Raw genomic sequence first — 17,894 nt, 5'->3', positions numbered from 1 at the left:
GCGCGCTGTACGGTGTGCCGCAGCGCCTGGAGCTTCAGGCGGGTCAGGCTGGCGCGCGCCGGCGGGGCGGGCGGGGGGCGGGCGTGACGGTCACGCGGGCGTCCCTGCGTCCGCGCCGCGGCGCTGCGCCTCCAGTTCCTCTTCCAGCAGCCGGAAGAAAATGCGCTCCAGACTGTCGCCGTGCACGCCGCCGGCTGCCGTGCCGGTGCGGGCCCGCAGGTCCTCCAGGGTGCCCTGCCCGAGGACCTTGCCGCGGTCGAGCACGACCAGCCGGTCGCACACGGCCTCCGCGACCGGCAGGGAGTGCGTGGTGAGCAGCACCGTGCGGCCCCGGTCGGCGTGGGCGCGCAGCAGTTCCCGCACCTGCCGCGCGGCGTGCGGGTCGAGGCCCACCATGGGTTCATCCACGATCAGCACGGGCGGGTCGGGCAGCAGCGCCGCGATGATCGCCACCTTCTGCCGCATGCCGTGCGAGTACGTTTCGATCAGTTCATTGCCGAAGTCGGTGAGGCGGAAGAACTCCAGCCAGCGGTCAATGTCCGTATCGGTGTCCGGAACGCGGTACAGCTGGCCGACGAAGCGCAGCAGTTCGCGCGCCGTGAGTTTGCCGTACAGGTACGGCCGGTCAGGAATGTACCCGAACGCCGCCTTGGCCTGCACGGGGTTCTTCCACACGTCGAAGCCCGCCACGCGGACGGTGCCGTGGGTGGGGCGCGTGAGGCCCACCAGGGCGCGGATGGTGGTGGTCTTGCCGGCGCCGTTGCTGCCCAGCAGGCCAAACACCGCGCCGGGCTGCACGGTGAAACTCAGGTTGCTGACCGCCTCGTGCCGCCCGTAGCGCTTCGTGTACCCCTGAACCTCGATCATGAAGGCGAGGGTACCGGCCCCGGTCTGACGGAACGGTTACGGCGCCCCCCTAGCGGCGCTGTCCGGGGTTCACCTGCGTGTTCCCTGCAACCGGCGAGCGGACGCGGGCGCGGGCGCCGATCACGCTCAGGCCGTGCGGGCCGCCGTCCACCCGGGCCGCAATGTCAGCCTCCTCATCCACGATGGCGCGCCGGACGCGCGCGCCGCGCCGCACGGTCACGTCCCGCAGGATCACGGCGTCTTCCACCACGGCGCCCGCCTCGACCGTCACGCCCGGCGACAGCACCGAGCGGGTCACGGTTCCCTCGATCCGGCAGCCGTACGCGATCAGGCTGTCGGTCACGCGGGCGCCTGCGGCGATCCGGGCAGGCATGCGCGGAATGCTGGAACTCAGCACCGGCCACTCCGGACGGTCCAGCTTCACGGACCGTCCGGCCAGCAGATCCTGATGCGCTCGGAAGTACGCTTCGGGCAGGCCCACATCCCGCCAGTAGCTGTCCAGCGGGTAGGCGTGCGCTGTTTTTGCTTTCACGAACGCCGGAATCAGGGCGTGCCCGTAGTCGCCCAGACCCTGGCCGGCCGGCGTGTCGCGGCGCAGGTCGTCCAGGGTGCGCAGCAGGGCCGGCGCGTCGTACACGAACACCTCGGTCGTGATCGGCCCGCCGCGTGGGCGTTCGGGCTTGTACTCGAAGCGGTTGACACGCCCCGCCTTCGTGACGGTGACGTTCCCGAAGCGGCGGGCATCCTCACCGGCGGGCAGGTCAGCGGTGACCATCGTGACCTCGGCGCCCACCTTCAGGTGGTGTTCGATCACCTGGGTGTAATCCAGGGTGTACACGTGATCGGCCGACAGGACGACCACGATGTCCGGCGCGTAGGACCGGATCAGGTGCCGGTGCGCGTGCAGCGCGTCGGCGTTCCCGGCGCCGTCGAGCTGTCCGGTGAGCGTATCTGCACTGGGCGGCAGGACCTCCAGGCCGCCGTATGTGCGGTCCAGGTCCCAGGGGCGGCCGTTGGTGAGGTGGTCGTTCAGGGAGTGCAGTTCGTAGGCTTCCAGCACCCAGACGTCCGCCACGCCGCTGTGCATGCAGTTGCTCAGCGCGAAGTCAATGAGGCGGTACGTGCCCCCGAAGGTCAGGGCCGGTTTGGCGCGTTCCTGCGTGAGGACCCCCAGCCGCTCGCCTTTCCCGCCGGCGAGAATCAAGACCAGCACCTTGCGCCCGTTCACGCGGGTGCCGCGGGCACTCGGGCCACTGCTGAGGCTGTGGGCAGGAAAGCGGGGCATGTGCCCGGCAGTGTGCCTGCCCGGCCCCGCCGGTGGCTGAGCGGCGCCTGAATGCCCTTGAGGTTCAGTTCACCAGCTGAGGCTCGCTGCCGCCCTCCTGGTACGTCAGGTCACCGGTCACGCGCACGGCGAGGGCTTCCAGGGCCGTCTGCCGCGCCGTGGGGTCCGGCGCGCTCAGGAGGGCGTGCAGGTCACGCGCCGCCTGCGGGTCACGTTCCGTGAGCTCCGGCAGCCAGCGCTGCGCCTTGACCTTCCACCAGCCGCGCGCCTCGAACAGGGCCTCCACCGCCAGGTGCGCGGCGCGGCAGGCGATCAGCACGTGCAGCGGGTCGTGACGGTCAGCCAGGGCGCGGGCGTCCATCACCTCCTCCAGCAGCCGGAACCGGCCCTGCGGGCTCAGGGGGCGCGGCGCCGGGCCCGCAGCGTGCAGGGGGCGCGGCGCCGCGCCCGCAGCGTGCAGGGCGCGCGCCTCAGCCATCAGCGCCTCCAGGTCAGGGTGGGGCAGCGCCACGCGGCCCTCCGCGAACATCCCGATGGTGTCGCCCTGCCCGGCCGCGAACATCGCCCGGACCTTGCGGGCGGGGTTGTGAAACACCTCCACCGGTACGCCCTGCACCACGTAATTTGCGCGCCAGCGGTGGTCGCCGCGGACCAGGGCGTGAAAGTCCAGGTCGCTGTGCGCGTTCCCCTCGCCGCGCGCGGCGCTGCCGCACCACAGGGCGGCGTACACGCCCGGCGTGCGGCGCAGGCGGTCAAGGGCGGCCGGCAAGGCAGCTTCCAGCTGGGCCTGAGGGTCAGTAGGGTCGGCAGGCATGCACCAGGGTACCGGCCTGGGCCGCAACGGCCAGCCGCAGGTGAGGGACCTGACTTCAGGCGGGAATGGGGTCCTGCCAGTGCAGACTCACCCCCTGGGTGTCCAGCCAGTCGGCGAGGCTGTAACGCGCGCGGGCCAGACCCGAAAGGGTGCGGTGCGCGACGGTGACCGCCCGGTGCATCTCGCTTTCGCTGATGAACTCCACCTCGCGCGCGGCGAGCAGTTCGTCGGTGTCGACAATCTCGGCCATCAGACCGTCGTGCACGATCAGGTCAAGGTACAGGTCGCGCACTTCCCACACGTCGGCCCTGCAGGTGATGTCCGCGACATCCAGGTAGTAGTCGTGTTCGCGCCGGTCGTGAAAATCGTACCGGCACGCCACGAGGTGCAGGGCGGGCAGCAGGTGCGCCTGCCAGTGCCGGATGCGGGGGTGGGCATCGAAGCTCCGCGCGACGTACAGGCCGTGGGGCGTCAGACGGTAGGTGTGCACGGCCCGGACACCGGTGTTGGTGTGGTGCTGCCGGCGCGGAACGTCATGGCGTTCCACCTTCAGGGAATGTGCCCAAGCAACCATGACCCAGCGTACTGAACCCACCGGAACCAGCGTGAGAGGGCCCGCAGCCGGGGCGCGGCCAGCGCGCCCCGGCCCTTCACGGTTCCTGAAGTGAACGCAGCGGGCCTTACAGAACGGGCAGCGCGTCCAGCGTACCGAAGTCGTGCGGCACGAACAGACTGCCTTCGGTAACGCCCTGATCGATCAGCGCGTCCAGCGCGTCCTGCAGTTCCGCGGCACTCAGGGTGCCCCTCAGGTGCGCGCGGTGCAGGCGAATCACGTCCGCGACCTGCTCCGGCGTTTCGTGCACGAACTCCAGCCGGAAGTCCCGGATGCCCGCCGCGCGCCACGCGCGCAGGTGCTCACCAGCCACCTGTGGCCGGCCCTCGAACACGGTGTTGCGGCAGCCGACGTCCGCCATGACCGGGTGCACGCGGCCCCGCTCGTCGCGCAGCGCCACGCGGTGCGATTCGCACGGGTGCCCGCAGTTCGTGTAATCGGTGCCTTCGCTCAGGAACCGGCAGAACACGCAGTGCTCGGTGTGAAACACCGGCAGGTGCCCGTACGCGACGGGTTCCAGGGCCGCGCCCCCCACCAGGAGGGCCAGCTCGGTGATCTGCTGCGCGTTCAGGTCGTACGTGGGCGTCAGGCGGCTCAGGCCCAGGTCCAGCAGCGCCCGGGTGGTCAGGACGTTCGCGGCGTTCAGGCTGAAATCACCCGTGAGTTCGGCCGGGGCGCCTGCCGAGTGCAGGCCCTCGAGCAGGCCCCCCGAACGCACCAGAATGCCGGCGTCCAGGGACAACAGGAACTTCTGAAGGTTCTGCTCGGTGGGTTTCAGGATGCGGGGGCTGGCCACGCGCACGGGCAGGCCGGCGGCCTTCACGCGCTCCACGCTGGGTTTCAGGCCGTACAGTTCCAGGTAATCCAGCGTGACCGAGTCCGGACGGGCCTCCAGCGCGGCGCCCAGTTGCTCGGGCGTGCGGACCAGCACATGCAGGCGCGGCTCACCGGCAGGCGGCCCGTCCGGGCGGGCCAGGGTCCGCAGCGTGTCGTCCAGGCGCGGCGCGACACGCCGGTCCGGGGCCTGCGCGCGCCGCTCGGTGAGGGCCGCCGCGGCCTCTCGCCGCAGGGCGTTCAGCGCGCTGACCGGCAGGAACCCCGCGCCGCGCAGGTCCACGCTCAGGGCGCCCAGGTGGAACGGCGTGCCGCCCAGCTTGCCCAGCTGTTCGCGCAGGCCCGCTTCATCCAGCGCGCGGTTGCGCGCTCCGGACAGCGGTTCGCTCAGCGTGACGGTCACGCTCACGCGGTGCTCGTCCGTCAGGGTCAGGGCAGGCGGCTCGCCCACGTGCCCCACGAAGTGCGCGTCCACCGGGCGGGTGTGCACGGGGTCCGCCGCGTCCAGCAGGGGTTTCACGCGCGCGGCCAGGGTCGGGTCGTGCGTGCGCCACACCGGGTCCCCGGGCCGCACCCGCGTGGGGTCCACGGCGCCGCGGCCGAAGCGCAGCTCGAACACCCCGCCGGACCGCACCGCCTGCAGTGCGCCCTCGTCCAGCGGCTGGCCGCCCTGCCACAGGCCGTACAGGAAACCGCCTTCCTCGCGGCCTTCCGGGGCGCGCCAGTTGGCCGGGTCGAACACCAGGCCGTCGCCGGGTTTCACGGGTTCGCTCAGTTCCACCAGCACGCCACGCTCGGTGACGCCGCGCACGGTGCCCACCCGCACGCCGCGGTGCCGGGGCGCGCGGCCACGCACCACGGTCTGGTGGTTCGTGCCGGCCATGAAGTGCGGGGCCAGGCCGCGCGAGTACACCTGCTCCAGGTCGCGTTCCTCCTGCGCACTCACGCTCAGGGGCCGGCCGGCCCAGGCTTCATCCACCGCCCGGCGGTACGCGGCGGTGGTGAGGGCCACGAACTCGGCGTCCTTGTAGCGGCCCTCGATTTTCAGGCAGTCCACACCGATCCGCACGAGGTCCGGCACCTGATGCAGCGCGTACAGGTCGCCGGGAGACAGCAGGTACCGGGCGTCGCCCAGGTCGCGGTGCGCGCCGTCCACGAACAGTTCGTACGGCAGCCGGCACGCCTGCGCGCACTGCCCGCGGTTGGCGCTGCGCCCACCCCAGGCTTCACTGGAAAAGCACTGTCCGGAATAACTGACGCACAGCGCGCCGTGCACGAAGGTCTCCAGTTCAATGTCCGTGGCGTTCTTGATGCGTTCAATGTCGCGCAGGCTGAGTTCGCGGCCCAGCACCACGCGGCTCGCCCCGAACCGCCGCGCCAGTTCGGCCCCCTCGGCAGACGTAATGCTCATCTGCGTGCTGCCGTGAATGGGCAGGTCCGGGCAGATCTCGTGCGCGAGGCGCGCCACGCCGTGATCCTGCACGATCAGGGCGTCCACACCGGCTTGCGCCAGGGCCATCAGCTGCCGCTCGGCCTGCCGAAGCTCCCGGTCGAACACAAGCACGTTGAAGGTCACGAAGCCCTGCACGCCCCGCGCGTGCAGGCCCCGCATGATGTCCGGCAGGGCCTCCAGTTCAAAGCCCACCTTGGCGCGCGCGTGGAATCCCGCGCCGTCTGCGCGGCCCGCCGCCGCCCGGCCCGGGTTCACGCCGAAGAACACGGCGTCTGCCCCGGCTTCCACGGCGGCGCGCAACTGCGCCTCACCGCCCACCGGACTCATCACTTCAGGTTTTCTGACCGCCGCCATAACGCGCCAGTCTACCGAATCCCCGCAAGGCGAACGGTGACCGGCGCCCCCAGTCGCACCGGGGGGTCACGGCCGTCCGTCGTGACCGGAAGGCGGGTCAGGGCGTGACTTCCACTCTCAAAGGTCCGCTGGGGCCATGGCCCGGCCATGACGGGCGGGGCGACGCGCTAGCCTGACCCTCATGATTCGCTTGCTGTTTGTGGGAGATGTGTTTGCCGCGCCGGGAAGGCGGGTGCTGGGCGCGCATCTGCCCACCCTGCGCTCCAGGGCGGATTTCATCGTGGTGAACATGGAGAACGCCGCGGGAGGCTTCGGCATTCACCGGGAGGCGGCCGACGGCGCGCTGAAGGCCGGGGCAAACTGCATGACGCTGGGGAACCACGCGTGGCATCACAAGGACGTGTACGTGATGATGCAGGACGAGGGCACGTACCCGATCGTGCGGCCCCTGAACTACAGTGACCCCGGCACGCCCGGCGTGGGCTGGCGCACCTTCGACGTGAAAACCGCCCAGGGCACCGAGCGTCTCACGGTCGTGAACGTGCTGGGCCGCGTGTTCATGGAAGCGGTCGCCAACCCCTTCCGGGCGATGGATGAGCTGCTTGAGCGCCCGGACCTGGGGAGCGTGTTCGTGGACTTCCACGCGGAGGCCACCAGCGAGAAGCAGGGCATGGCGCGGTACCTGGACGGGCGGGTGGCGGCCGTGATCGGCACGCACACCCACGTGCCCACGGCTGACACGCGCATCCTGCCAGGCGGCACGGCGTTCCAGGCGGACGCGGGATTCACCGGGCCGTACGAGTCGATCATCGGGAGCGCGCCGGAAGGCCCGCTGGAACGTTTTGTCACGGAGCGCCCCCACCGGTACGGCGCGGCGGACGGCCCGGCGGAACTCAATGGTGTCTTTGTCCAGATAGAGGCGGGCCGGGCAGTGGGGGTGGAACGGTACCGTTACGTGGAAGAACGGGAAGGCCGGTAACGGTTCGTCCTTCCCGCTGAGGGGAGACAAACATGAGCATTCGGAGTGATGTGAACCTGCTGGGCCGCACGCTGGGCCAGGTGCTGAAGGAACAGGAAGGCGAGGCGTTCTTCGAGCTGGTGGAACGCACCCGCGCCCTGGTGCGTGAGGTGCGGGCCGGGGGGAGTGACGCGGCGCTGCGCGAGATGCTCGCCGGACTGTCCGGGCAGGATGCCGGGAACCTCGCGCGGGCGTTCACGTGGTACTTCCAGCTGGTGAACCTGGCCGAGGAGTACGAGCGGGTGCGGGTGCTGCGCGCGGCCGCCGGGGTGCGGCCGCAGAGTCTGGCGCAGGCCCTGCAGGAGCTGCGTGCGCAGGGCCTGAGTGCCGAGGACGTGGAGGCGCTGCTGGCGCGGCTGGACCTGGGCCTGACCTTCACGGCGCACCCCACGGAGATGCGGCGGCGGACGGTCCGGCGGCACCTGGAACAGGTGGCACGCGCCCTGCCGACCCTCAGCGAGGGTGGCGTGGATGGTCCCGAAGTGGCCGAGATCGCGGCGCACGTGGAGGCGCTGTGGCGCACGCCGGAACTGCGCCGCCTGAAACCCACTGTGCTGGATGAGGTCAAGGGCGGCCTGACGTACGTCTCCAGCATCGCGCAGGCCCTTCCGGCGTTGCAGCGGGACCTGCGCGGCGCGTTTCGCGAGGTGTTCGGGCGGGAGACGGCGGCGACCCTGCCGCTGAGTTTCTCCTCCTGGATGGGCGGGGACCGCGACGGGAACCCTTTTGTCACGCCGGACGCGACGCGCGAGACCCTCGCGCTGCACCGCGAGCGGGCGCGGGAAGTCATGCTGGGCCTGATCCGGCAGGGTTTCGCAGACCTCAGCCAGGAGGAGGACGGCGAGGAAGGCTACCGGGAGGAACTCCAGGCGCTGTTCAACGCGGTGCGTGATGGCCAGACCGTGGATCTCGTGGGGCGTCTGGAGGCCCTGGAGGGGCGCCTGATCGCCGACGGGCAGCGGCGCAGCGCCGAGCAGCTGCTCACGCCGCTTCTGACGGTGGCGCGGGTGTTCGGGCAGCACCTCGTGAGTCTGGATATCCGGGAGCACAGCGCGCAGACCGGCGCGGCCGTGGCTGAACTGCTGCGCAGTGCCGGCGTGGAAGCCGATTACCTGGGCCTGCCGGAGCATGCAAAGCAGGAACTCCTGACCCGTGAACTGCGCTCACGCCGTCCCCTGTGGCCGGCAGGGGCGGCGCTGCCTGAAGCGCTGGAAACTGCCATCGGACCGGTCCGGGAGGTGCGCGACGCGGTGCAGCTGGGTGGGCCGCGCGCCTTCGGGCGCTACGTGATCAGCATGGCCGAGTCCGTCAGTGACGTGCTTGAGCCGCTGATCCTGGCGCGCGAGGTGGGGCTGCGGATCCTGCCGGTGCCGCTGTTCGAGACGCTGGATGATCTGCAGCGCGCCCCGCAGGTGGTGTGGGAGCTGCTGTCGCTGCCCGAGTACCGCGCGGTGCTGGGCGAGGACGTGCAGGAGATCATGCTGGGCTACAGCGACAGCAACAAGGACGCCGGGTTCCTCGCGGCGAACTGGGCGCTGCACGAGGCGCAGCGGCAGATCAGTGACGTGTGCCGCCGCGCCGGGGTCCGCTGGCGCTTCTTCCATGGGCGCGGCACGAGCATCGGGCGGGGGGTGGCCCGGCGAGCCGCGCGATTCTGGGCCAGCCGGCCGGTACGATCGACGCGGGGCTGCGCATTACCGAGCAGGGCGAGGCGCTGGCCGACAAGTACAGCCATCCGGTCCTGGCGAGACGTAACCTCGAACAGGCGCTGTATGGGCTGCTGCTGTCCGCGGCGCGCCCGGCCGGGGACCTGAACCCCGCCTGGACGGAAGCCATGACCCGCGCCGCGCGGGCGAGTGCCCGGGCGTACCGCGCGCTGGTGGACGACCCGGCGTTCCTGCCGTTCTTCGAGCAGGTGACGCCCATTCACGAAATTGCGCGGCTGAACATCGCGTCCCGCCCGGTGAGGCGCCCCGGCGCGCCGACCCTGGGGAATCTGCGCGCCATTCCGTGGGTGATGAGCTGGACGCAGAACCGCGCGAACCTGCCCGGGTGGTACGGTCTGTGCGAGGGCCTTTCGGAGATCGGCGTGGAGACGGCGCGCGAGATGTACGCGGCGTGGCCCTTCTTCCGGACGGTGCTGGACAACGCGCAGATGAGCCTCGCGAAGAGTGACGCCATGATCTTCGACGAGTACCTGCGCCTGGTACCCGGCGGGGACACGCACCCGCTGGCGGAGCACCTGCGCGCCGCGTTCGCGCGGACCACCGACCTGGTGCAGGCGGTGGTGGGGGCCGAGCTGATGGCGAACGAACCGCGCCTGAAAGAAAGCATTGGTCTGCGCAATCCCTACATTGATCCGATTCACCGGATTCAGGTGGAACTCCTGCGCCGCAGCCGCGGAAAAGAGGGCGGCCTGGATGAGTTTGAACGGCCGCTGCTGCTGAGTATTCAGGGCATTGCGGCGGGGGTGCGCAACACCGGCTGAGCCCCGCGTTGGGTGAAGGGCGCTCTGGCACCTCTGCCGGGCGCCCTTCCCTCATGGCCAGGTCTGGAAGCGGTACCATAGGGCATGCGCAATCTCGCCCTTCTGGGCGCGCTGCTGACTGCCCTTGCGGGCAGGTCGGGCGCGCAGACGGCCACTCCCCTCCCCCATCTTGAGGGGCAGGTGATCTACCAGGTGATGCCCGACCGGTTCTTCGACGGGAATCCCGCGAACAACCAGGGCGTGAACCGCGCCGACCCGCGCGCCTGGCACGGCGGGGACCTGCCGGGCCTCACGCAGAAGCTCGGGTACATTCAGAAGCTCGGCGCGACCGCCGTGTGGCTCACGCCGGTGTACCAGCAGCAGACCGCGAATTCCTTCGGCACCGCCGCGTACCACGGGTACTGGCCCGCCGATTTCCGGAACGTGGACCCGCACTTCGGAACCCTGGCGGACTTCGGGACGTTCGTGAAGGCCGCGCAGTCGGCTGGCATGCCCGTGATTCTCGATCAGGTCATCAATCACTACGGGTACGAGGCCGCCACGGTGCGCCTGCGCCGGGACTGGTTCAACGGCGAGGCGCAGTGCGCCGCGGCCACCAACAAGGACGTGGACTGCGCCCTGTCCGGCCTGCCTGACCTGCGCCAGAGCAACCCGCAGGTGCGCGAGCTGCTGCTCGGCAACGCGAACTTCTGGCGGGAGCAGGGGGTCACGGCCTTCCGGTACGACGCGATCAAGCATGTCGAGCGGCCCTTCCTGCGCGACCTGCTCACCGCTGACCGCCGCGCCGGCACCTGGACGCTGGGCGAGTGGTACGGCGCGGACACCGGCACTGTCGCTGACTGGCAGAAAGAAGGCTTCGACAGCCTGTTCCTGTTCAGCCTGCAGGAGGCCATGAAAGGCAGCGTGATGGGCGAAGGCAGCCTGGACGCCGTTCGCAGTGTCCTGGCCCGGCAGGACGAACTGCCGCGCCCGGGTGAGGTGGCGCTGTTCCTGGACAACCACGACGTGCCGCGCTTTGCCCAGGGCACCCTGTTTGAGGACCTGGGGCAGGAGCGCACGAAGTACGGTCTGCGCGCCCTCATGACCCTGCGCGGCGTGCCCGTGATCTGGCAGGGCACCGAGATCGCCATGCGCGGCGGCGCTGACCCCGACAACCGCCGCGACATGCGCTTCGAGGACACCTGGACGCCCGCCGAGAAGGCCGTGTTCAGCGCCGCGCAGGCCGCCATTGCCGCCCGCAGGGCCAGCCCGGCCCTCAGCAACGGCGCGCAGCTGCTGCTGCCCACGCCCGACCCCGTCAGCAGCACCCTGCTGCTGTTCACGCGTGAACTGAACGGACAGACCGTGCTCGCGGCGTGGCACGGCGGCAATGCCCGGCGCACGTACTCCCTGAAGCTCAGTGGCCTGGGCGTGAACTGGCCGGCACTGGCGGCCACCCCATCCCTGTTTACCGGGCAGGACGCGAAGGTCAGTGTGAGTGGCGGGTACCTCCACCTGAGTCTTCCCCCCAAAGACGCCGCCGCCTTCCGCGTGCAGTAGATGTGCTCACGTGCAGGCGGTCCGGGATAACGTCCGGACCGCCTGCGTGCCGCTCACTTCAGAGCCGCGCCTCAGGCACGCAGGGGTTTCGGAACGGGCAGCGTGTACGTCGCGAACGGCTTCCACTGCCCGCCCGGATGGTGCCGCGCCAGCGGCTGGTCATCAAGGTCCACGTACACCATGCGGTACCGCATCCGACCGAGTTCCAGCCCGCCCCGTTGCCGCCAGAGCACCTGCACGTCCACGTTCGTGGCTGCCGGGTCCGTATCCCGCGCAGAGAGAATACTGAAGTCACTGAGCGTGCCCGGGTACGCCCGGCGCACCTGACGCACACTGCGGCGGCCTTTCGGAAAGATTCTCGCGGGCAGCGCCTCGGCCATCGCGCGGTACTGCCCGCCCTGCCAGTGCGTCAGGAACGCACTCAGCGCCTCCTGAGGCGTGGGGGGAGGGACCGTGTTCATACCCCAAGCATGCCACGCGCCGCGACCGGCACACCACTGTGCAAAGAGCGCAGTCGTCCTTCCCTCATGCGGCGTAGGGGCGGCCAGCTCCGCTGACCGGGGACCGGACCTGCTGCGCTTCAGCCCGGCGTCATGGGTGTTGGCGGCCGGACGAGCGGCAGGCTCGCCAGGTTCTGCCGTTGCGTGCGGTGTCTCCGCCCGGTCAGGGGTTCGCGGGCAAAGCAGACCGCCGATTATTGCGACTGTCACTTCTCTACTCTGGCCGCGTGGCGCCCACCCGGCGCGCCCTTCAGCAGCCGCTGTGCGGGAATGTCGGCTGTGTTCCAGCGGCGTCGCGTGGCCCTGGCAGCCGGGGCCTGCTCCTCCACTGCGCAACTGCCGGAGTCTTCTCTAGCCGGCGCGGGCGTCGTCGTGCTGTTTGATGCTCAGGACGCGGCTGGCGCCCGTCTGGTCGGTGGTGACGCCCCACAGGGCGTGCGCGATTTCCATGGTGGCCTTCTGGTGGGTCACGAGCAGGAACTGCGCGCCCCGCGCCGCGAACAGGCTCAGGAAGGCAGTGAAACGCCGGATGTTCGCCTCGTCCAGGGGGGCGTCAACCTCGTCGAGAACGGCCAGGGGAAGGCCACCGGCGCTGCCTTCGCCTCCCGCGTGGTTCAGCGCAAACAGGAAGCCCAGGCCGGCCATGGTGCGTTCCCCGGCGGAGAGCAGGGTCATGGAGCGGGTGCGTTTCCCCCGGGGCTGCACCGCGAGGCGCAGGCCGCGCAGCCGGCCCTGATCGTCAAGTTCACGTTCGAGTTCGCCCTGCCCGCCGAGCAGTTCGGCGCTGTACTCGCGGAACGCGGCGTTCACCCGGTCGAAAGCAGCGTTCGTGGCGTGGCCTTCAGCCGTCTCCAGGTCATGCAGGTGGGCGCGCAGTTCGGTGGCGGCAGCCTCGGCGTCGTGCAGCTCGGCGCGCTGGGCGTCCAGCACCGCCTGTGCCGCCGCGTGGTCTGCCTCGGCGCGGGCATTCACCGGCCCGAGGGCGTCCAGGGCGGCGCGGACGCGGCCCAGCTCGGCGGTCCACTCGCGGGGCGTGCCGGGGGGCAGGCAGCCGTCGGGAATGGGGGCCAGGCTGCCTTCGCGCCGGGCGATCAGCAGCCGCAGGTCTTCCAGACGGGCGCGGGCCTTGTTCTGCGTGCCGATCAGAGTGGCGTAGGTCTGCGCGGCCTGCTCGCGGGTGAACTCGGCGCGGGCGAACTCGTGCTCGTCCAGGGTGCCGAGCGCCGTTTCGCGGCGGCTGACCTCGGCGCGCGCAGCCGTGAGGGCGGCGTCCTGGGCGGCCAGGGACGTGGCGTTGGTGTCCAGGCGGGCGCGCAGGTCGCCCGCGCGGGCGCGGCCGGTGCGGTAGGCGCGCCACGCGGCGTCCGCCTCGCGGGCCAGGGCGAGGGTTTCGGCGGCGGTGCGTTCGGCGCCGCGGCCCTGTTCGGCGGCGTCCCGGGCGGCGCGCAGCTGCGCCTCCAGGGCGTCGACGTCCGGCAGGGGCCCCGCGGAGGCAGGCAGGTCCGGCGTTTCCGGGCCCAGGCGGGCGGCGAGGCGGTCGTGGTGCGCCTGGAGGCTGCGGGTCTGGGCAGCCAGTTCGGTAACGCGGCGTTCGGCGGCGGTTTCTTCCTGCGCGGCGCGCTCGCGGGCAGCAAGGAGGACGTCGTGCCGGTCTGCCGTGGCGGCCAGGGTGGACTCCACCGCCTTCAGTTCGGCGTTCAGGCGCGCGTGCTGGTGGTCGGCGTCCTCCAGTTCAGCGTCGAGTTCCTGGAAGCGGCGCTGGTCACCCAGGACGCCGCTGCCGGTGTCGCGCGTCCGGCCGCCGGTGATGGCGCCGCCGGGTTCCACAAGTTCGCCGTCCAGCGTGACGAGGCGCGGGCGGCTGGCGTGCGTGCGGGCCAGCTGGTTGGCGGCGCGCAGGTCCCGCACGACGAGGGTGTCGGCGAGGATACTCTCGGCCACAAGGGGCGGGTCGCTGGGGCACAGGTCAGCCAGGTTGCCGATCACGCCGGCCTCCCGCAGCAGGCTCGCGTCACGGCGCGGCCGGGCGCGGATGAGGTCCAGCGGGAGGAACGTGGCGCGGCCCCCCACACGTTTGAGTTCGTCGATGATCTCACGGGCGTGATCGGCGCGCTGCACGACCACCTGTTCCAGGCGCCGGCCGAGCGCGGCGCCCAGCGCGACCTCGTACTCGGCGGGCACGGTGAGGAGGTCCGCGACGGAGCCCACGATGCCGGGGTGATCGAGGCGCAGGGCGTTGCGGGCGCCCTCGCCGTAGCGGGCGTAGGAGTTGAGGGTCTGTTCCAGCCGGTCGCGTTCGCGGCGCAGCGGCGCGACGCTGGCGTTCACGCGGGTGAGCTCGCCGCGCAGATGCCGGTCCCGTTGCGCGGCGCTCTCACGGGTGTCCCGCAGCGTGGCGTACTCGCGTTCGGCGTGCTCACGGGCCGTGCGGGCGTGCGTCAGGCGGCCGCGTGCGGCGTCCAGGGCTTCCAGCGCCTGAGTGAGGTTGCCCTCGGCGCGCTCGAACTCAGCGCGCAGCGTTTCACGGCTGGCGTCCTGGCGGGCGGCGGCCTCGGCCGCGCGGGCAGCCAGAGCGCGGGCATGTTTGAGGTCGGCGTCCAGGGTCCGGGCGCGGCGTTCGGCCGCTTCCGCCTGGGTGCGCGCCGCGTTCAGCGCGGCGTCGAGCGCCCCCAGATCCGGGGCGGGCTGTGCGGGGGGGCTGGTGGGCAGCGCCTCGAGTTCTGCGGTCAGCGTCTGGCGTTCGAGCTCCAGGTGCGTGCGGTAGCGTTCGGCCTGCGCGGCGGCGTCCCGGGCAGCGCGCAGCGTGTCAAGCGCCCCGGCGTAGGCGTCCCGGCGCGCCCGGGCGTCCTGCGCGGCGTCCCGGGCGGCGTCGACGGCGGCTGCAGCGGCCTGCACTTCGCCCGCCAGGACGGCGCTGCGGGCCTCGAGGCTCTGGGCTTCGGCGCGGGCGGCAGTGATCTCGCGGGCCAGAGCGGCCTGCCGTTCGCGTGTCAGGGCGTCTTCCAGGGTCAGGACGCGTAGGGTCAGGTGCTGATGGGTGCGGGCGTCCTGCGCGGCGCGGTCCAGCCGGGTCAGGGCAGCCTCACGTTCGTTCAGCAGCAGCCGCAGGGCGTCCAGGTGCGTGTCCGCCTCGCGCAGCCGCGCTTCGGTGTCCTGACGGGCAGTGACGGCGCGGGACAGTCCCGCGGCTTCCTGCACGTACCCGAGCAGCGTTCGGCCTTCGGCCTGAACGACGCCACTCACCTCACCCTGTCCGATCACGGCCAGGCCGCCGGGTCCCAGGCCGGTGCCGCGCAGGGCGCCCTGTACATCCCGCGCGCGCGCCGCTCGGCCGTTCAGGTCCTGTTCGCCGGTGCCGTCGCGGTACACGCGCCGCGCGAGGTTCACGCGCTCGCCGGCGGGCGTCAGAAGTTCCAGCTGCACTTCCGCGAGCCCCAGGGGCGCCTTGCCACCACTGCCGTGGAAGATCAGCTCGGTGCCGCGACCGGCGCGCAGTTCGCGCGCGCGCGCCTGGTGCGTGGCCCAGCGGATGGCTTCCACGACATTACTTTTGCCGCTGCCGTTCGGGCCGATCACGGCGCTGACGCCGGGTCCGAAGTCCAGGCGGGTGCGGTCGGCGAAACTCTTGAAGCCTTGCAGGGTGACGCTCTGAAGCATGACGGAACAGGTCAACCGGGCCGCCCGGGGGCCGGGCGGTGGGTCAGCCCTCGCCTCCCGGCGCAAAGAGATGGGGGGTGGCCGCGGCGTTCACTGGTCGGCGCAGTCCCCGCGGGTGTACGGCTGGGTGAGGTCCATGCGGCCGAGCAGTTCGGCCGGTTGGCCGTTCAGGATGAACGTCACGTCCTGCCCGCGTTCCTCGAGCAGCGTGCGGGTCAGGGTGCACAGCAGCATGCGCTCGCCGCTGGCGCCGTACCGCAGCGCGGCGTAGGCGCCGGGCAGGTCCACGAAGTAATGCTGGCCGCGCAGGTACACCTTGGGTGCGTCGGTGCCTTTGGGCACCACGGCCAGGAACGCCTTGTCGTAGGGCCCCTGCGCCCAGATGTTCACGGCGGCCTGCGCCAGGGCCCGCGGGTTGGTCTGCGTCACCTGAATGGTGCGCGTCTCGGCTTTCAGGGCCTGCACCTGCGTATCCGTGAAGTACACCTTGACTTTCAGGCGCTTGCGTTCCGTGAGTTCCAGCCGGGGTGGTTCGGGGGTGGGGGGCGTGCGCTGCACGGCCTGCAGGGCCAGCGCGGAGGCCACGAGCAACCCGGCGGAGACCACGTTGAACAGCGAGAAGAGCTTGCGGGGCAGACTCACTGTGCGGCTCCCTGCGCGCTGATGTTCGCGTTGTTGTTCGCGCGGGCGGTCAGGTACGTGGCAACCGAGCGGGCCACGGCCACCGACAGGACCTTCAGGCGGTCGTCCATGCTGAGCTTGGCGAGGTCCTCGGCGTTGTTCGCCCAGCCGAGTTCCAGCAGGAGCGCCGCCTGGGGCGCCTCACCCAGGCTGCGCACGCGGGTGGTGCGTTCCTGCCTGGCGGTGACGCCGCCGCCCTTGAGTTCCCCGCGCAGCAGTTCACCCAGGCGGCGCGTGCTGCCCGCACCGGCCACCACCAGCCCGCTGTACGGCGCGCTGCTGCCGGCGCGCAGGGTGTTCACCAGCTGCGTGCTGGCCCGGCCGGTCTGTTCGTACACGGTGACGCCGCTGCGGCGGGCGCCGGGCAGACGGCCCATGTCCAGCGCGAGGTACACGTCGCTCTGCCGGGCGAGTTTCAGCGCCTCGTCGCGCGGCATGACGCTGCTGGTGTCGCGGGTGACGCGCACCTGCCAGCCGAACTTGGTGAGCAGTTCAGCGCTGCGCCGCGCGACCTCCAGGGTGACGTCCCGGCCCACGCCCTCCACCTGGGCGGGGTCCAGCACAATCAGCGGGCTGGTGACGCGCGCGAGCAGTTCCGGCGCGCTGACGGGCACACCCGGACCGGCGTCCACCACGACGCGCACCCCGCTGGTCCGCACCACCTTGAACACCCGGTACCCGCTGGTGGGCGTGACTGGCAGGGTGACGGTCAGGTCTGTTCCTGCCCTGGCCACCTCCGCGCTCGGGAGGAACGCGCCGCGCGTGGTGTACCTGCGCGCCTCACCCTGTAGGCCCTTGAGGGTGAGGACCACGCGGTCGCCGCGCTGCTCGTCGATCACCTGCACGTCCCGGCTGAGGTCCAGCACGAGGCGGTCGGTGTCGCGCCCGGCGCGGCTGCTGACGCCCTTCAGCTGCGGCGAGGCCACCGTGAAGGTGCCCTGCTGGTACCTGGCGCCCAGGCCGGCAGCCAGGGTGTCCAGGGGCAGGTACAGGTTGCCGTTCACCAGGGTCGCCGTGCGGCCCTGAATGCGGCGGGTGTCCAGCTGCACGGTGTTGAAGGCGGTGGTGGCGCGCTGCTGGTTCTCATCGAGCGGAAGCAGCAGGGTGTGGCCCAGGCCGGTCACGCGGATCAGGCCGTCTTCCTGAGTGACGTTCAGCAGGCTGCTGAGGGTGCTCTGGCTGGCGTACTCGGCGCCGTACAGCTGGATGCTCTGCACCTCCTTGCCGGCGAGGTTCAGGCGGGAGAACGCAATCTGCGCGCTGGCCAGGCTGATCAGCAGGACGCTGCCGGCCAGGGCGGTCCAGATGGTCCGGCTGAGGGTGAACTTCACAGTTCGCGCAGCTCCCGGCGAACGGTCTTCTCTGCCTCGGCGCGGCGTTTGTCGTGCAGTTTCTTGCCGCGGGCCAGGGCGAGCTCCACCTTGAAGTACCGGCCCTTCTGGTACAGGCGGGTGGGCACCAGCGTCAGGCCCTTCTGCTCCAGGCCGCGCTTGACCTTGCTGATCTCCTCGCGGTGCAGCAGGAGACGGCGGGTGCGGCGCGGCTCGTGGTTGTTGTACGTCGCTTCCTTGTAGGTGGGGATGTACAGGCCTTCCAGATCAATATTGCCGCCGTGCAGGCGCGCGAAGGCGTCGCGGAAGTCCACGCCGCCGGCGCGTACGCTCTTGACCTCGCTGCCGGTCAGGCTGATCCCCGCCTCGAAGCGCTCCAACAGTTCGTACTCGTAATGAGCGCGGCGGTTCGTGTACACCCGGGCATTCTAGCAGGACGGGCAAAAGGCCGGAAACGGCC

Annotated in this window: 12 protein-coding genes and 1 pseudogene; 3 read left to right on the top strand and 10 right to left on the bottom strand. The window is 71.2% G+C overall.

Annotation, left to right across the window (positions count from 1 at the left end; all coding sequences use genetic code 11):
• Positions 1 to 90: 90 nt before the first annotated feature.
• The 5 genes from LAJ19_RS02745 to LAJ19_RS02725 form a co-directional block, all read right to left on the bottom strand.
• Positions 91 to 867: an ABC transporter ATP-binding protein gene (locus LAJ19_RS02745; protein WP_225476791.1), complete on the bottom strand. Its 777-nt coding sequence runs from the start codon at positions 865 to 867 to the stop codon at positions 91 to 93.
• A 49-nt stretch (positions 868 to 916) separates the two neighbouring features.
• Positions 917 to 2,152, bottom strand: a complete 1,236-nt coding sequence (locus LAJ19_RS02740) for a glucose-1-phosphate adenylyltransferase family protein (protein ID WP_225476790.1) — start codon at positions 2,150 to 2,152, stop codon at positions 917 to 919.
• Between the two features lie 64 nt (positions 2,153 to 2,216).
• A complete protein-coding gene (locus LAJ19_RS02735; RefSeq protein ID WP_225476789.1) occupies positions 2,217 to 2,966 on the bottom strand; it encodes a hypothetical protein in 750 nt (249 codons plus the stop codon).
• Positions 2,967 to 3,021: 55 nt separating this feature from the next.
• Positions 3,022 to 3,540 (bottom strand): DUF402 domain-containing protein, encoded by a 519-nt coding sequence (locus LAJ19_RS02730; RefSeq protein ID WP_225476788.1) that lies wholly within the window; start codon positions 3,538 to 3,540, stop codon positions 3,022 to 3,024.
• Between the two features lie 106 nt (positions 3,541 to 3,646).
• Positions 3,647 to 6,220 (bottom strand): U32 family peptidase, encoded by a 2,574-nt coding sequence (locus LAJ19_RS02725; protein WP_225476787.1) that lies wholly within the window; start codon positions 6,218 to 6,220, stop codon positions 3,647 to 3,649.
• Positions 6,221 to 6,401: 181 nt separating this feature from the next.
• On the opposite strand from LAJ19_RS02725, the gene LAJ19_RS02720 reads away from it, so the two are divergent.
• From LAJ19_RS02720 to LAJ19_RS02710, 3 genes and pseudogenes are all read left to right on the top strand, one after another.
• Positions 6,402 to 7,199 (top strand): TIGR00282 family metallophosphoesterase, encoded by a 798-nt coding sequence (locus LAJ19_RS02720; RefSeq protein ID WP_225476786.1) that lies wholly within the window; start codon positions 6,402 to 6,404, stop codon positions 7,197 to 7,199.
• 32 nt (positions 7,200 to 7,231) lie between these two features.
• Positions 7,232 to 9,726: pseudogene (locus tag LAJ19_RS02715) on the top strand (phosphoenolpyruvate carboxylase).
• Between the two features lie 84 nt (positions 9,727 to 9,810).
• Positions 9,811 to 11,265: an alpha-amylase family glycosyl hydrolase gene (locus tag LAJ19_RS02710; protein ID WP_225476785.1), complete on the top strand. Its 1,455-nt coding sequence runs from the start codon at positions 9,811 to 9,813 to the stop codon at positions 11,263 to 11,265.
• A gap of 71 nt (positions 11,266 to 11,336) precedes the next feature.
• Here LAJ19_RS02710 and LAJ19_RS02705 read toward each other — a convergent pair whose 3' ends face one another.
• The 5 genes from LAJ19_RS02705 to smpB form a co-directional block, all read right to left on the bottom strand.
• Positions 11,337 to 11,726, bottom strand: a complete 390-nt coding sequence (locus LAJ19_RS02705) for a hypothetical protein (protein ID WP_225476784.1) — start codon at positions 11,724 to 11,726, stop codon at positions 11,337 to 11,339.
• 390 nt (positions 11,727 to 12,116) lie between these two features.
• On the bottom strand, positions 12,117 to 15,422 hold the full coding sequence (locus LAJ19_RS02700) for an AAA family ATPase (protein WP_225476783.1): 3,306 nt from the start codon (positions 15,420 to 15,422) through the stop codon (positions 12,117 to 12,119).
• A 90-nt stretch (positions 15,423 to 15,512) separates the two neighbouring features.
• Positions 15,513 to 16,064 (bottom strand): GerMN domain-containing protein, encoded by a 552-nt coding sequence (locus LAJ19_RS02695; RefSeq protein WP_225476782.1) that lies wholly within the window; start codon positions 16,062 to 16,064, stop codon positions 15,513 to 15,515.
• Positions 16,061 to 17,434 (bottom strand): N-acetylmuramoyl-L-alanine amidase, encoded by a 1,374-nt coding sequence (locus LAJ19_RS02690; protein WP_225476781.1) that lies wholly within the window; start codon positions 17,432 to 17,434, stop codon positions 16,061 to 16,063. The genes LAJ19_RS02695 and LAJ19_RS02690 overlap by 4 nt, the downstream gene beginning before the upstream one ends.
• Complete coding sequence (gene smpB / locus LAJ19_RS02685) at positions 17,431 to 17,853, bottom strand: SsrA-binding protein SmpB (RefSeq protein ID WP_225476780.1); 423 nt, start codon at positions 17,851 to 17,853, stop codon at positions 17,431 to 17,433. Before smpB ends, LAJ19_RS02690 begins: the two co-directional genes overlap by 4 nt.
• Positions 17,854 to 17,894 lie beyond the last annotated feature (41 nt).

The sequence above is a fragment of the Deinococcus taeanensis genome (assembly GCF_020229735.1).
Classification (GTDB): domain Bacteria; phylum Deinococcota; class Deinococci; order Deinococcales; family Deinococcaceae; genus Deinococcus; species Deinococcus taeanensis.
Note: the sequence above shows the minus strand (reverse complement) of the source record. Positions and strands in the feature narration are given on the sequence as shown.